Here is a 12,374-nt window from a genome sequence, read left to right on the forward strand (position 1 = left end):
CTGGTCCAGCGCAAAGTCGCCAGGCTGATGCGTGGTGACGCAACCGACGAGGAACAGGCAGATGAGCATCGCGCGGATCATGCCGCTATCTCGCCAGTGCGCGAGTTCAGAATGCCATTGGCGCACGCACGCCATAGCAGCACATCGACCGTGGCGATCTTGTAGCCGCTATCTCGGGCGAGTCGTTCGCACAGTTGCTGTGGCGTCACACCCTCCCGATCAGCTAGGCGCTGAAGGTGAACATCTGGCTTGGCGACATCGGCCCCGAAGTTCTTGGCGAGGTGATATTTCGTGATGCCGCCGATCCATGGCAGCGAAGCGCAGAACTCGATCTTGTCGGGGGCAGAGAGATAGGCCGCCAGCAAGTCGTCACGCGTCCGCCAGATAAGGTCGATCGCTTTTGCCTTGCCTGGGTGGCCGAAGACAGCGAAGGCACTGATGCCGCCCTGTATGGCCGCCATGACCTTGGCGAATATCTTGACCGCGATGGTGTTCTTCATGCCTGAATTGCAGATGACGAATATCGCTTCGGATGCAAAGTCGTCAGCGTCGGCCGGCGGCTTGATGTTTTCGGACCATGAGATGTCGTCTTGGCCTTGCTCGCCAAGCAATGATACGATGTGAAGGAAGTCGCTGCGCTCGATCACAGGGCACCCCCATGCTGCACCGCTTCAAACGCCCCGTAACCATCCGCTGGGAGCGCGGAATGCAGGGCATAGGCGATGTCCACGCCGCCTTGGAAGCCATGCGCAACTGGGTGCGCGAGACTGATACCGTCACCCCGGAGATTGAAGCAGCCTATGTTGTCTGTGCGGAGGTGCTCGATGGGACTAGACCCGCTGAAGATGCTCGGGGAGCATTCGTTGCAGATGCAAGAGGGATGGGGAAACTGCCAGGTGAGTGAGCGGGTCATGGCGCTGGACCGATGGCGGCGCGGACAATATAGCCAGCCTTGCGAAGCCCATCCCGCTCCGGTTTGCCGTCATAGGATCCGCGCATTTGGCCGCCGTCGAGATACCGCACATACTCTGCGATCGCGGCGTCTGCGGTCTCCAGCGCTTTCCTTGCCCGCGCTAGATCTGCCTCTGCGGCTTTGGCGCGGATGGCGGCAACCTGTTGGCCTGCGCGTGCGGCGGATCGATCTGCATCAGCCGCGCCGACTTCCTTCTGCATCCGCTCCAGTTCCACCCTCATCTCGGCTAGGGCTGTATCCTTGGCGGCGAGGGTGGCTTCGAAACTGGCGGCGATCTTCTTCCACGTTTCGAAGCTGGGTGCACTGTCCTTAGGCCATTCGACGCTGATCATTCGCCCGTCCCCCTGTTATTCTGAGATAGGGCGAGACGGCCTGCTTCGGTGATGTTCAGCCAGTCAGAAGAAGGGCCACCGTCTCTCCATTCTGCCAAGCGAAGTTCAACCAGGCGTCTTGCAGGTTTGTATGAGCCGATGCAGTGCGTCCCGCCAGCATAGGATACTTCAACCAGAAGATGCCATTGCGAGGTTGTCAGCTTCATGGCTTTGTAGAAGCGGTGGAGCGAACGTGCTCGATTGCTTGGTCAGGCGACATGGTTCGCCAGTCGGGCCAGTCGCGGCCTTCGTTCTTGGTCTGCTTGGCGATGAGCGCGGCAACGATCTGCTCGGGTGAATGGCCAGCCCGCCAAGCGCCATCCAGCGCCAAGATCGTAACGTCGATCCATTCGGCGATGTCGGAAGGGTCGGCTTCGATCTCAGACAGTTCCTTGCGGATATGATCGATCACGCCCTTGGTGCGCGGGCCGGGACCGAATGTGGCTTCTGACCATTCCCGCTGGCGAGCCAGATGCGCCAACATGTCGAAGCCGTCCAGCACCATGCCTGGTACTCCTTCCCCTGGTGGTGCGGTGGAGAGGGCTGCTTCGAGGGCGGCTCGGATGGTAGCCTCGATGCTCATGTCCTTTACCTGACAGGCGCACCACGCTCTAAACGCCCGCTCGACCATCGCTTCGCTAACTCCCGTAGTGGTGGCTGTAGGTTGGGTGGTGGTGGTCATGCTGCGGCCTCACTGTAAAACGTCTCAGTTATCTGGCCGGAGTTGTCTCCGCGCTGCCAATGGAAGGCTGCGATAGCGTTGCCCATCGGGAACCCGAGCTTTGAACCTGTCCCGTACCATCGGATGTTCTTGGTCGAGAGCCCGTAATTTCGGCACTCTCGAACTGTCCCGTACCCGCTAACGATGTTGCGCGCCGGCACCAGAAATACGACATTATCGGAGATAGAAAACGCATGCTTCATGAACTGCCGGGTTTTGGAGTAGGGAGGGTTTCCTATGATCCAATCCACATGGTCGCGGAAATCGAAGAAGTCGCGGCCATCATCAATCTCGCACCACTGTGCGGATGGGATGAAGTCCGTAAATGCTCCTTGACCTCGGCATGGGTCGAGTATCTTCCCGGCTGGGCTAAAAAACCGAACCATGTCGGAGACGCACCAAGCCGGCGTGTAGACGATGTCGCCTCTCTTCATGGCTTCGCCACCCCGTCCGTATCTTGGGCGGAAAGGGCGGCGAGAGCCTTGCGCCATTCGCTTTCGGTTCGCTCCTTGTCTGTGAGGATTCCAGCAGGACACCACGAGTTGCGGCCATACTCCCATGCACGTCTAAGCTCGTCTTCCCCACCCTTGGTGGCCGGGATGATGGAAGAGAGGGCAGTCTCGATCTTGTCTTGGAGTTCTTGATCAGGCGCCGGTGGTGGAGCCAGATAAAGCGGATGGATCGGCATGTTAGGCCCATAAACACCGGCTGGATTTTTGGTCACCGCAACCCATGTCTCATTGTCGTCCCTGTCTGTGCCCAGGATTAGCCAGGCGACCGGCTCTCCTGCCTTCACGCTCACCGCTACCGGTGCGACAGCGGGGGAGGCGAAGAAGAGAGGGCGGACGTTGCGGACATCCTTAGGATCGGGGATGTGGCTGGAGTACATCGTGCCGCTCCACCGGTTGTGGTCGTGGCTGTAGCAAAGCTCAAACAGGTAGCCTACCGGCTCCTCGCTCGGTGCTGCTCCCTGACTATGGATAGCGGAGAGGGCGCGGAGGTCGTCATATTGCTTCCATGCGTCGCAAGCGGCGCAACCCTCGGCATAGTCAGGGCAGCGCTCGCCGAATGCTTCGGTGATGGCTTCAGCAATGAAATCCGTGGTGGTAGGGCTTTCTTGATGGGTGCCGGAGAGGGCGGTTTCGGATTCGTCGTGAGCATGGGTCATGGCTAAATTCTTTCCGCTAGCGTTCTCGAAGACCATGCCGGCTGAAACGGGTACCGAAGCGCCGCCATCCAGCAACGAAGTCGGAAGCCGCAGCCGTCATCATACCCCTGCCCTTCCCTCAACTGTTCATGGTAGCGGATCCGGCCGGCCTGGGTGATGCGATCAAGCCCGGCCAGTTCCAGTTTCCGCTGCATCTTGCGGTCAGCCTTGTAGCCGGCGTCCAGCCACTTCGGTTCGTCGATCGCCACATAGGGCAGCTTCAACAGGCCGCCGAAGGCGCGCTCGAGCCGGTCATGAACTTCATTCTCGGCCGCTTCGATATCTGTCAGCACCCGAGCGGCCCGCCTGTCATTGAATGCCGCCTGCTCGAATCCCGTCACCTCGTCAGGTCTACTGCCTCGCCTCATCGTCACCGCCCTCCGCGCGCGGCATCTATTTCGTCTACCGACCATCCGGCCCGACGAAGCGCCATAATCTGCTCTCGCCCAAGAGGTGGAGATGCATACTCCGCAGCCAGATCCGCGGTTACCTTGCGCTGGCGCCTGTACCGTTCAGCTATTTCTGGATGTTCCTGAAATTCGTCAGGAAGGATGTCCCCTTCCGCATCGGTAAAGATCGCGTAGAGCCTGGGCCATCGACCAACATCCCCTGCATTGAAACCACTCCAGCCTGCTGGCCCAAAGACCTCTCGAATTTCAATGTCGCCATCTGATTCATGGCGCCCAATCGAAGTCGAACCTGAGAACGCTATGCCAAGAGTGTCGGCCAGCAGATAGTCCTTGTGGACCATAAGACTTTCCGTTTTCATCCCGTACCATGGGTCAAGCCGCTCATAGGTTTTGCTCACCTGTTCTAAGGTCAGATCGCGAATGACAGACACGGTCCCGCCTCGGCTCTTGGTCATTATGGACCAAAGCGATTGCGTCGGATCGTATGCCTGGCCGTCCATCACTTCCCTCCGCGCGCAAGCGTGAGCGCATCTAGTGCCATTTTGTCCAGTTCATCTGCGCGGGCATTATCGCTGTCGCGCGTCCACCTCATCGGCTCCATAAATTGTTGCAGCGCCTCCAGCGCAGCCACGAGCTCGTCATGCGCATTGACCGCCTTCATCGCCAGTTGGTAGTTCGGCTCGGACAGCACGCGGCAAGCGACGGGGAATGGATGGCCGTTACTGATCACCCGCCTATCGCCGGGCCCTACAAAAACAGCCGTGGTGTTGGTCCACGGGGCCGGATCATATTCTGTGGTCACGATGCAGCCCTCACGATATCCTGAATGTGCGAGCCTTGAACGGTGAGCAGTTCGATGGGTCCGCCCGCCACCGCGTCATCAAAGACGCCGACCACAAGTCGACCGGTGAACCATGCGAACGTGTCGAGGTCAGACCGACCTTTCAATAGGATCGGGCCGTCCTCGAATTGATGATGGCCGTGCACAACGTGTCGCTTACCATGGCCGCGCTCGTCATCATCAGGGTATATCTTCCAGCCAAGATCCTGATCATCCTGCTGGTCGAGCGGCTTGAACGGATCGACGCCGGCGTGGACGAAGACGCGGTGTTCGTCGATGTGCATCCGAGGCAGCGCCTTCATCCAATCCAGATGAGAACTTGGGACCAATGCGGCTGCGACCGCGGCACCATCGCCGATCTTGGCGCCGTAGGAGATCAGCGTGCGGCCGCCTCCGTTGGGGATCCACCAGCGGCCGACGAGCTCGAGATTAGCGCAGCACTCAACCATGATGTCTTCGTGATTGCCGCGCAGACATATGCGACGCCAGCCCGGCGGCAGTGCCGGGTCATCCATGAGCCATTCGATGATTTCGCGGCTCTGCGGTCCACGGTCGACGTAGTCACCAAGATGGACAATGGTGCCCGGTATGCCGAGCGCATGCTGCGAAATGGCGTCGTAGGCCATCTGCAGCAGGTCGAAGCGACCGTGCAGGTCTGCTATCGCGTAGGTTTTCACCCGATTCCTCCCATCTGATAGAACGAACTGATCAAGCCGAGGACAACTAGGACCGCGCCGACGGCGATGCACCAGGCTTCGAAGCGGCTCATCCGAGCACTCCGGCGTCGACATTGAGGCGCCGGAGAAGCGGGAAATTGTAAACACGCCAATGGATGCGCGTGTAACCCGGCTCATTCTCGGCTCGCCTGGCGACGCAGCATGCCTCCGCATCCTCCGCTTTTTCGAACACTGCGGCGGGAAAATCATTCCCCATGACGACATGCACTTCGGTCATTTACACCACCTCGATATGGAACGGAGCTCGAACGCCGTTGCAATGCGTCTGCGCCGCCTCCAGCGCGGCCAGGACGCGGTCACGCGGGTCGCCTACGCCGCCATGAAGCTTGCCCTGCGCATACGGCCCGCCCTCGCCCGCGGCCACATAGGACGAATATTCCGCCACCGAGTAGTCGGAACTGACCTTGAACAACCGCCCGCCATGGCCGACCAGCAGTTCATCAATGTCCTTGCCGGAGATTTCCTTCAGTTTCTCGACGACGTTCAGCACGAGGTGCGCCATGACGTCCTTGCATTCCATCTTGGGCAGCGAGGCGTATTCCAGCATCTGCCCGACCCGGTAGGATCCGGTGAAGCCGATCACATAGGGCCCGTTCCGAAACACCTTCCGGTTGGCGCGCACCTCGATGCTCTCGCCGCTGACTGCCGCGCTGTCGGCGCCGATGTAGACCTTGCCGTTGTCGATGAGCCCGACGATGCAAGTCACTTCAGATCACCATCGCCCAGATGGTCTATGAAGTATGCGAACGCGAGGACGATGAGGCCAATAGCCAGACCCAACGGCACTCCAATGATTATATCGCTCACGTCCGCCCTCTCCATTTCGACCACACCACCACATAGGCGTAGCCAACTAGGGCGCCGGCGGCTGCCGCGGAGATAGCCATGAGAAAGTCGAGTGGGACACTCGGGCTATTGAGCGTCAGCGGATCGACAGTGATCGCGGCCGCCAGCATGACATCGGCGAGCATGGCGCCGATAAGCGCGCCTTGGACCCTGGCGTTGGTCACTTGTTGCGGCCCTCCCATGGATAGATTGCCTCCATCTGGTTTGGGTAAAGCGCCCGGCACATCGCCCGGATCGAGGGCGGAGCCCCGTTGGCCTGATAGTTCACGACTGACGCAGCGCTGATGCCCAACGCCTTCGCGGCGGCGCGCCCGGTGTAGTTCATCGCCGAAAGCCACCGCTTGAACTCCGCGGCAGACATGGAAATGGCCTCTGGAGCGTCGATAGACCGGGTTTTGTTCACTGAATGAATATCCGACCGCTAGGGCATTAATGTTCAGGTCGGAAATTAAATACGCCCATCATTCTATAAATGCAATATGCATATCACATTTTATTTTATGCGACTGGTCGGAACTGCAGCGGCCGCTTTTCCGGCTGCCGGCACCACTCGGGCAGCATATTCAGCAGCCCATTTTCCCGCGCATAGACTTCCATCACGCCCTTCTGAGCATGGTGGTGCTTGCATAGGGCCCAGAGGTTCGACCAGGTGTATTTCAGATCTGGCCGATCCACGACCGGGATGATGTGGTCGACCAGATCCGTCAGCGTGTCACGGTCTTGCTGGGCGCACCAGGCGCAGCAAACATGCCGCTTTCGATAGGCGATCGACAGCCTATCCCATTTGGAATCGTACCCTCTATCTCGAGGCGAGCCGCGGTAATTCCCAGCCTTCACGAGCTTCTGGACGGCGATCGCCATCGGTGCCTGGAAGGGCTTGAACCGCGGCGGCCGGCTGTTTCTTGTCACGGTCGAAAATCCTTCTACGCCTTGGCTGATATGGGCTTCCGCGTGCCGGGCGGCAAAATGTTTTTCTTTCCTGGACGAAAATTCTTTCCGTGGAGTCTCCCGTTTTTGGCTGGCAACTCGGTCCGGGAGGCGCGCGCGCGCGGGTTTAACCGGCACCCCCTACCCCCTCGAGGCGCCGGCGGCCTGGCGTCGACGAGGTGCGACCCGACGACGACGAGACCGACGAGCGGCACGACGACGAGCGGCGGCACGGCAAGGCGACGAGGCGCGGTTGCGATTGATCCGATTGAGAATGAAGGCGACGGCATGAGCTTGGCCGTGCGGCGCGGCGCGGTGCGACCTGGCAAAGCGCGGCGCGGCCATGCGCTGCAGCTGGACGGCGCGGCGTGGCACGGCATACGCTTATTAATATGCGATATGCATTTATTCTATTGACAAGGCGCGCGGGCATAGGCAAGGTGTGGATAGTCGATTGTGACTGACCACGGAGCCCGACTAATGACACCGCACCTCGCAGCCCTTCGTTACATCACGCTGGCAACGTTCAGCCGCCGCGCGGCTATCCGCTTTGCAATGAACTACGAAGCGACATGCGGCAGTGAAGCGGCCTTTGACGAGTATCTGTCCTATCTCGACTGACAAGCATGGGCGCGCCGCAAGGCGCGCCTTTCTACCCCGCCGACAGTGGCGCAACCGGAGCCTGAAACGAAATGACCCAGCCCAGCCGCTACCAAGTCCGCCGCGCCAAGCGCGCCAGCGCACGGCGTTGGACTGTCATTCGTGAGCGGGCGCTTGTGGCTGTGTTGTGCATGATGCTTGCGCCGCCGTGCGCGTTCATTCTGTATGCCATAGTGCAAGGCGCGGTCATTTGCCAAACGGAAGGCCGCTGTCTCTAACCCTTTCGCCAATCGTGGCGCTGACACTGGAGTCTGAACAATGATCACGCTGACCGAACAACGCACAACCAATATGGGCAATGTGCGCCGTCATTGGGACATGATGCGCGACGGCAAGCACGTTGCGAACCTTGGGAAAGACAATGCACCGTGGTCACGCTGGAGCGTCCTTCCCATCGTCGGCAGCAATGAATGCGACCTTGCCAAATACGATACGTTCAAGAGCAAGGCTGAAGCCCTTGCTTATGCGGAAGCGCTCTAGGCGCGCCTTTCCTTCCATCCTGCCAATCGTGGCGAAACACTGGAGAACGACAATGTTCAATATCTCAATTCGGAAAATCGGCGGCTTGTATCATTGGCGAGTCGGACGGCTTGGCGGCTCAATCTACGTTGCCAAGCGCTTCCAGCCAGTCGGCGCGGCGGCAGACGCAAGGCGCGCGCATGAAGCCTATTGGACAGCGCGCAATGCCGACATGCTGGAGGCGCGCGCCTATCTGGCAAGCCTTCAGACCATGACAGCGAACGATTGGTAGGCGCGCCATGACATTCGCCCTAGTCGCCTTCCTCACCATCAATGGCCACGTCAACGCCTATGTGCTTGACCATGGTTTGACGCATGAAGATTGCGGCGCGGCCATTGCCGCCGCTCTTCCTTCCGACATTCCGAAAGACCTTGCCGCCATGCTTGCCAATGCGCCGCGCGCTTGTGAACTGGAGTCGGGCAAATGATTGTGACTTTTGAAAATCGCGCGGCCGCTGAATCCGCCATTCGTCTTTTGCCGCTGGAATGGCTGATAACCATTCATCCGATACCAGGCACGGAAAAGGTGCGCGTTTTCATAACGCCATGGGAGTCGGGCAAATGATTATCGGAAACCGGAAAGAGCTCGACACCGCGCGCGAAACGTTGCGCGACCAATTCGACGCGATTTGGCTTGCGTCCGATATCATTGAAGCGAAAGAGGCGCGCGCCATTCGCTGCAGCATCAAACTAGACGCGCCGCGCCATAATCACCTTGCGCCGAATTGGCGCATATTCCCAGGCGGCCGATTTGTCGGCGGCAAAGATTGCGGTGTTATCCGCGCCTGAAACTATCCCGCGCGATTGTGCGCACCATTGGAGTTTGAAAAATCATGGCCCTATCATTTCCGAACGGAAGCGTCACGCAAGGCGGCTGGAATGTCGGTCGCACCCTGGCGAAAGGAATTCCGGCCGGCGGCAAGCTTTCCGTTTTCAAAGGCTTTGCGCCGCACCGCGACAAGAAAGGTTTTCCGATAGCGCGGCGCGGCGATTGCGACGGCCTCACATTCGAAAGCGATTCCGAATATGAAACATTCGTTCGGTCGCGCGGCTATGTGCAACCGTACTTTCGCAACTCGGCAATGTTCAAAGCCATGAACCGGGCAAACATTCGCCGCTGGACGGCCGATCTTGTCGCGGCCGTCAAATCCGCCGAGTCGCAAGCCGATATCGTGGCGATTGCGGATCGGCAGAAAGCAATCGTTCGCGCGGCCGGTTGCGACATTCTGGACGCCATGGCGTTCGGCAATGCCGCCTATTGGATCGGCCGCAAGTTTCGGCCGGAGCTCTATCCGCGCGAATGGCCCTATTCGGTCGCGGCATAGGAGAAACGACAATGCCGAACCAAGCCCAAAAACGCGTTATGCAGCTGCAACGGGCAATCAAAGTCGAGACCGACAAAGGCCGCAAGCGCGCGCTGCAGTCTCGATTGCGTGACTTGTGCCATGAACTGGCGCGCCGCGACTATCGGGCAAAGCTTGCCGATCTCGGCAATATGGCCGCTTACTGAAAACCGCGCGATTGCGCAAACTGGAGTTTGAAACATGAACTATCTTGCTGACAACTCGATTACAATCAACGGCGCGCGCTACTGGTTTAGCTGGACGTCCAGCTACCAGGATGAAATTGATTACGATATTTCCGAACCGAACGGCGACCGATTCCGCGCGCATTTGCGCCGCTCACTGCCGGACTACGCGCGGCGCGGTCTCAACTATGATGCTGCCGGGCTTGAAAAACACGTTGTGGCGTCAATCGGCATTTTGCGCCGTTGCGTTGGCACAAATGCCGGCGAAATTTCCGCCGACACAATCGCCGCTTTCGATGCCTGGCGCGCGCGGGAATATGATCGGCAAATGTCAACCATGATAAGCCAGCCGCACCGCTACGGCGACGAGGCGAGCTTGTGCGCAAGCTTTCCCGCGCCGTTGCCGGTCTATGCCGGCCGCTGGACAAGCGAAAGCGGCTGGACGCGCGTTGAACTGCAGTCAATCGCCGCATAGCTCGATTTGCTCTTTCATGGCCGCCGCGCGCGGCCATGCGACGGCAAATTGCCGAACCGGCCGCTTATGGCCATAACTGGAGTTAGACCCATGCCGAACAATGCGCCGCATAACGCCTTACGTGCCGCCGTCAATCGCGCCATTGCCAGCGGCGCGCCTGTCTACGTCAATCAAAGCGGCCGGCCGCAAATGGCCGAATTCTCGAGCGCAAATGAAGCGGTCTTGTATCGCCAGAAATTCGGCGGCTGGATTTTCGTTAAGGAAGGCGAAACGGCCGCGCTTTGGTTCGATGCTGAATTCTACACGCCTAGCTTTATCTTCCGCCATGCCGCCGCAAGCGGCAATGGCCGATTGATCTAAAGCCGGAAACTTCAAACCGCCAATTGTGGCAACCATGGGAGTCTAGAAATGAATAAGCCGCTTGATTCCGCCGCGCGCGCCGATCTGGAAACGATTGCCGCCGCCGATCTGGACGCGTTTTTCTCGCAACATGAGGCACGCAAGGCAAAGCACGGCAAGCCGTTTTCCAAGCGCATGGAAGGCCGCGACAGGCGCGCGGAGCGTAAGGCTAAAGAGGCGCGCCGCTTCGATTGGTTCAACGCGTAAGAGCGAAGGGGAAACGATCATGTCAACCGCACCTGAAAGCTTTTTCAACGCCTATCTGGCAACCGCGCTTTGGTCCTCAACCGATGGTGATGGCAACCCGCTTGATGCCAAGTATGGGCCGGAGGATATCGACGGCGAAACGCTCGACGGCATGTTAGCCGATTGCAACGAATTCTACCGCACCCACTCCGACGCGATCCAATGCAATGGCGTCACCTTCGGCCCTGATTTCGATCAGGACGGGCGTGCTGGCCACGACTTTTGGCTGACACGTTGCGGCCATGGCTCCGGCTTCTGGGATGGCGACTGGCCGGAGCCGCAAGCATCGCGCCTCACGGATGCCGCCAAAGCGTTTGGCAATGTGGACCTGTACATTGGTGATGACGGGAAGGTTCACGCCTAGCGCGACCGCTGGCGCGGTCTCATGGCCGCGCCAGCAAGCTATCGCCTTTGAAAGCCCGCGCGCGTTGTTCATGGCCGATTGCCGGCCCAATCGCCAATCATGGCGGCAACTGGAGTTAGACCCATGACGGAACAACCGGTTTTCAATCTCTATCTGGAGGAAACGCAATCCGCCCGGATTGGCCGGCCGGCCGCGTATCGGCTGATAATGCCGGATGAAAGCGGCGTTCTAGATTCCAAGTATGTCGAGCGCAAAACCGGTTTGCTTTTGGCCTGGCCATGCAATCCGCATTCGACGGGCGAGCGCATGATTTTGAGTATGCTCAATTGCGACTATCAGCACGGCATAAACGGCGCGGTAACGTGTCCGGGATTCGCGCCGTATGAGTTCGCGCAACCGGTGACGCGCCGCAAAATAACTGAACTTGCATTTTCGCATAAACTGTGAAATATAACTGAACCGCCGATTGTGGCGCAACTGGAGTTTGAGACATGCCGAGACCTTCCATCAAATCGCCTTGCGTGGCGGATCACTACGCCGACAAGAGTTGCGAGCGGATAGCCGAATTTTCAGCGCCGAATGGGAAAGGCGGGCTTATCAGCATTCGGCAACACGATGACGGCAGCGTTTCAGTTTCCGTCTATCGCATTGATCCTGGCGTTATGGTCATTGCGTCATGACCGGCTACATTCTCCCCTGCAATCTGCCGAACTTCGATCAAAGCGCGCCGCGTGGCGAAGGCTGGCGGATTGCCTCCAATGATGAACCGCAACACGCCGGCGTGTTGACCTGGCTCAATCCAGCGACCGGCGAAAGCGTCGTTTGCCCGTCGATCTGGTACAATCTGCCGGCTGTGCGCTATGCGGTCTCGCTCCGATACGACGCCGAACGCAACGACGAATCCGCAGTCCGCAAGGATTCCGAGGGCATGGCATGGTCTGCCGGCGAGGCCGTCCGGTCTAGACGTCAAGCGCGCCGCCTTCGCGCCATGGCGCTACTATGCGACCGCAATCCCGCAATCCCGGCCGGCAATATCGACTTTCGCGGGCTAAGTGATCCGATCACGCCGCCCGATGTGGAATTGGCAACAGTGGAAGCAATCGAGGCCGGCCGCTAACCCGCGCCGAACGTCAAGCCCGCCAATCGTGGC

General features: G+C 59.2%; 28 protein-coding genes. 14 read left to right on the forward strand and 14 right to left on the reverse strand.

Going from position 1 to position 12,374, the window contains the following annotated elements; all coding sequences use genetic code 11:
* Positions 1 to 77 precede the first annotated feature (77 nt).
* Positions 78 to 647 carry a hypothetical protein gene (locus EOC83_RS16705; RefSeq protein WP_063168374.1) on the reverse strand — a complete coding sequence of 190 codons (570 nt, stop codon included), beginning with the start codon at positions 645 to 647 and terminating at the stop codon, positions 78 to 80.
* Positions 648 to 658: 11 nt separating this feature from the next.
* On the opposite strand from EOC83_RS16705, the gene EOC83_RS16710 reads away from it, so the two are divergent.
* Complete coding sequence (locus EOC83_RS16710) at positions 659 to 904, forward strand: DUF982 domain-containing protein (RefSeq protein WP_063168375.1); 246 nt, start codon at positions 659 to 661, stop codon at positions 902 to 904.
* Positions 905 to 909: 5 nt separating this feature from the next.
* Here the strand turns inward: EOC83_RS16710 and EOC83_RS16715 are convergent, their stop codons facing one another.
* The 13 genes from EOC83_RS16715 to EOC83_RS16770 all read right to left on the reverse strand — a co-directional run bounded on the left by EOC83_RS16715 (position 910) and on the right by EOC83_RS16770 (position 7,171).
* A complete protein-coding gene (locus EOC83_RS16715; RefSeq protein ID WP_063168376.1) occupies positions 910 to 1,305 on the reverse strand; it encodes a hypothetical protein in 396 nt (131 codons plus the stop codon).
* A gap of 202 nt (positions 1,306 to 1,507) precedes the next feature.
* The gene (locus EOC83_RS33235) at positions 1,508 to 2,026 is read right to left on the reverse strand and encodes a dATP/dGTP pyrophosphohydrolase domain-containing protein (protein ID WP_244514308.1); all 519 of its coding nucleotides are present in this window, start codon (positions 2,024 to 2,026) and stop codon (positions 1,508 to 1,510) included.
* Complete coding sequence (locus EOC83_RS16725) at positions 2,023 to 2,499, reverse strand: hypothetical protein (protein WP_063168378.1); 477 nt, start codon at positions 2,497 to 2,499, stop codon at positions 2,023 to 2,025. The genes EOC83_RS33235 and EOC83_RS16725 overlap by 4 nt, the downstream gene beginning before the upstream one ends.
* Positions 2,496 to 3,233, reverse strand: a complete 738-nt coding sequence (locus tag EOC83_RS16730) for a hypothetical protein (RefSeq protein WP_063168379.1) — start codon at positions 3,231 to 3,233, stop codon at positions 2,496 to 2,498. Before EOC83_RS16730 ends, EOC83_RS16725 begins: the two co-directional genes overlap by 4 nt.
* 2 nt (positions 3,234 to 3,235) lie before the next feature.
* Positions 3,236 to 3,640 carry a hypothetical protein gene (locus tag EOC83_RS16735; RefSeq protein ID WP_063168380.1) on the reverse strand — a complete coding sequence of 135 codons (405 nt, stop codon included), beginning with the start codon at positions 3,638 to 3,640 and terminating at the stop codon, positions 3,236 to 3,238.
* A gap of 2 nt (positions 3,641 to 3,642) precedes the next feature.
* On the reverse strand, positions 3,643 to 4,182 hold the full coding sequence (locus tag EOC83_RS16740) for a hypothetical protein (RefSeq protein ID WP_063168381.1): 540 nt from the start codon (positions 4,180 to 4,182) through the stop codon (positions 3,643 to 3,645).
* On the reverse strand, positions 4,182 to 4,484 hold the full coding sequence (locus EOC83_RS16745; protein ID WP_063168382.1) for a hypothetical protein: 303 nt from the start codon (positions 4,482 to 4,484) through the stop codon (positions 4,182 to 4,184). The genes EOC83_RS16740 and EOC83_RS16745 overlap by 1 nt, the downstream gene beginning before the upstream one ends.
* Positions 4,481 to 5,200 (reverse strand): metallophosphoesterase, encoded by a 720-nt coding sequence (locus EOC83_RS16750; protein ID WP_244514309.1) that lies wholly within the window; start codon positions 5,198 to 5,200, stop codon positions 4,481 to 4,483. Before EOC83_RS16750 ends, EOC83_RS16745 begins: the two co-directional genes overlap by 4 nt.
* An 88-nt stretch (positions 5,201 to 5,288) precedes the next feature.
* Positions 5,289 to 5,477, reverse strand: coding sequence for a hypothetical protein (locus tag EOC83_RS32795; RefSeq protein WP_063168383.1), 189 nt, complete (start codon positions 5,475 to 5,477; stop codon positions 5,289 to 5,291).
* On the reverse strand, positions 5,478 to 5,966 hold the full coding sequence (locus tag EOC83_RS16755; protein WP_063168384.1) for a hypothetical protein: 489 nt from the start codon (positions 5,964 to 5,966) through the stop codon (positions 5,478 to 5,480).
* 97 nt (positions 5,967 to 6,063) lie between these two features.
* A complete protein-coding gene (locus EOC83_RS16760; protein ID WP_127224371.1) occupies positions 6,064 to 6,270 on the reverse strand; it encodes a hypothetical protein in 207 nt (68 codons plus the stop codon).
* On the reverse strand, positions 6,267 to 6,467 hold the full coding sequence (locus EOC83_RS16765; protein WP_127224372.1) for a hypothetical protein: 201 nt from the start codon (positions 6,465 to 6,467) through the stop codon (positions 6,267 to 6,269). The genes EOC83_RS16760 and EOC83_RS16765 overlap by 4 nt, the downstream gene beginning before the upstream one ends.
* A gap of 137 nt (positions 6,468 to 6,604) precedes the next feature.
* Entirely contained in the window at positions 6,605 to 7,171 is a 567-nt protein-coding gene (locus EOC83_RS16770) for an HNH endonuclease signature motif containing protein (RefSeq protein ID WP_127224373.1), read from the reverse strand.
* Positions 7,172 to 7,513: 342 nt separating this feature from the next.
* Between EOC83_RS16770 and EOC83_RS32800 the strand changes: the two genes are divergently transcribed.
* The 13 genes from EOC83_RS32800 to EOC83_RS16825 all read left to right on the forward strand — a co-directional run bounded on the left by EOC83_RS32800 (position 7,514) and on the right by EOC83_RS16825 (position 12,341).
* A complete protein-coding gene (locus EOC83_RS32800) occupies positions 7,514 to 7,654 on the forward strand; it encodes a hypothetical protein (RefSeq protein WP_158515789.1) in 141 nt (46 codons plus the stop codon).
* A gap of 297 nt (positions 7,655 to 7,951) precedes the next feature.
* A complete protein-coding gene (locus EOC83_RS16775; RefSeq protein ID WP_063168389.1) occupies positions 7,952 to 8,173 on the forward strand; it encodes a hypothetical protein in 222 nt (73 codons plus the stop codon).
* A gap of 85 nt (positions 8,174 to 8,258) precedes the next feature.
* A complete protein-coding gene (locus tag EOC83_RS16780) occupies positions 8,259 to 8,444 on the forward strand; it encodes a hypothetical protein (RefSeq protein ID WP_127224374.1) in 186 nt (61 codons plus the stop codon).
* A 7-nt stretch (positions 8,445 to 8,451) separates the two neighbouring features.
* On the forward strand, positions 8,452 to 8,640 hold the full coding sequence (locus tag EOC83_RS16785; protein ID WP_063168391.1) for a hypothetical protein: 189 nt from the start codon (positions 8,452 to 8,454) through the stop codon (positions 8,638 to 8,640).
* Positions 8,641 to 8,773: 133 nt separating this feature from the next.
* Entirely contained in the window at positions 8,774 to 9,001 is a 228-nt protein-coding gene (locus EOC83_RS16790; RefSeq protein ID WP_063168392.1) for a hypothetical protein, read from the forward strand.
* Positions 9,002 to 9,045: 44 nt separating this feature from the next.
* Complete coding sequence (locus EOC83_RS16795) at positions 9,046 to 9,537, forward strand: hypothetical protein (RefSeq protein ID WP_063168393.1); 492 nt, start codon at positions 9,046 to 9,048, stop codon at positions 9,535 to 9,537.
* An 11-nt stretch (positions 9,538 to 9,548) separates the two neighbouring features.
* On the forward strand, positions 9,549 to 9,722 hold the full coding sequence (locus EOC83_RS32805; RefSeq protein WP_158515790.1) for a hypothetical protein: 174 nt from the start codon (positions 9,549 to 9,551) through the stop codon (positions 9,720 to 9,722).
* Positions 9,723 to 9,756: 34 nt separating this feature from the next.
* Positions 9,757 to 10,215: a hypothetical protein gene (locus EOC83_RS16800; protein ID WP_063168394.1), complete on the forward strand. Its 459-nt coding sequence runs from the start codon at positions 9,757 to 9,759 to the stop codon at positions 10,213 to 10,215.
* A 90-nt stretch (positions 10,216 to 10,305) separates the two neighbouring features.
* Positions 10,306 to 10,575: a hypothetical protein gene (locus EOC83_RS16805; protein ID WP_063168395.1), complete on the forward strand. Its 270-nt coding sequence runs from the start codon at positions 10,306 to 10,308 to the stop codon at positions 10,573 to 10,575.
* 48 nt (positions 10,576 to 10,623) lie between these two features.
* Positions 10,624 to 10,821, forward strand: a complete 198-nt coding sequence (locus EOC83_RS16810) for a hypothetical protein (RefSeq protein WP_063168396.1) — start codon at positions 10,624 to 10,626, stop codon at positions 10,819 to 10,821.
* 19 nt (positions 10,822 to 10,840) lie between these two features.
* A complete protein-coding gene (locus EOC83_RS16815) occupies positions 10,841 to 11,224 on the forward strand; it encodes a hypothetical protein (RefSeq protein WP_063168397.1) in 384 nt (127 codons plus the stop codon).
* Between the two features lie 123 nt (positions 11,225 to 11,347).
* On the forward strand, positions 11,348 to 11,671 hold the full coding sequence (locus EOC83_RS16820) for a hypothetical protein (RefSeq protein WP_063168398.1): 324 nt from the start codon (positions 11,348 to 11,350) through the stop codon (positions 11,669 to 11,671).
* A gap of 229 nt (positions 11,672 to 11,900) precedes the next feature.
* Positions 11,901 to 12,341 carry a hypothetical protein gene (locus EOC83_RS16825; protein WP_063168399.1) on the forward strand — a complete coding sequence of 147 codons (441 nt, stop codon included), beginning with the start codon at positions 11,901 to 11,903 and terminating at the stop codon, positions 12,339 to 12,341.
* The last annotated feature ends 33 nt before the right edge of the window (positions 12,342 to 12,374 follow it).

It is taken from the genome of Mesorhizobium sp. Primo-A, assembly GCF_003997175.1.
In the GTDB taxonomy this organism is placed as follows: domain Bacteria; phylum Pseudomonadota; class Alphaproteobacteria; order Rhizobiales; family Rhizobiaceae; genus Mesorhizobium; species Mesorhizobium ciceri.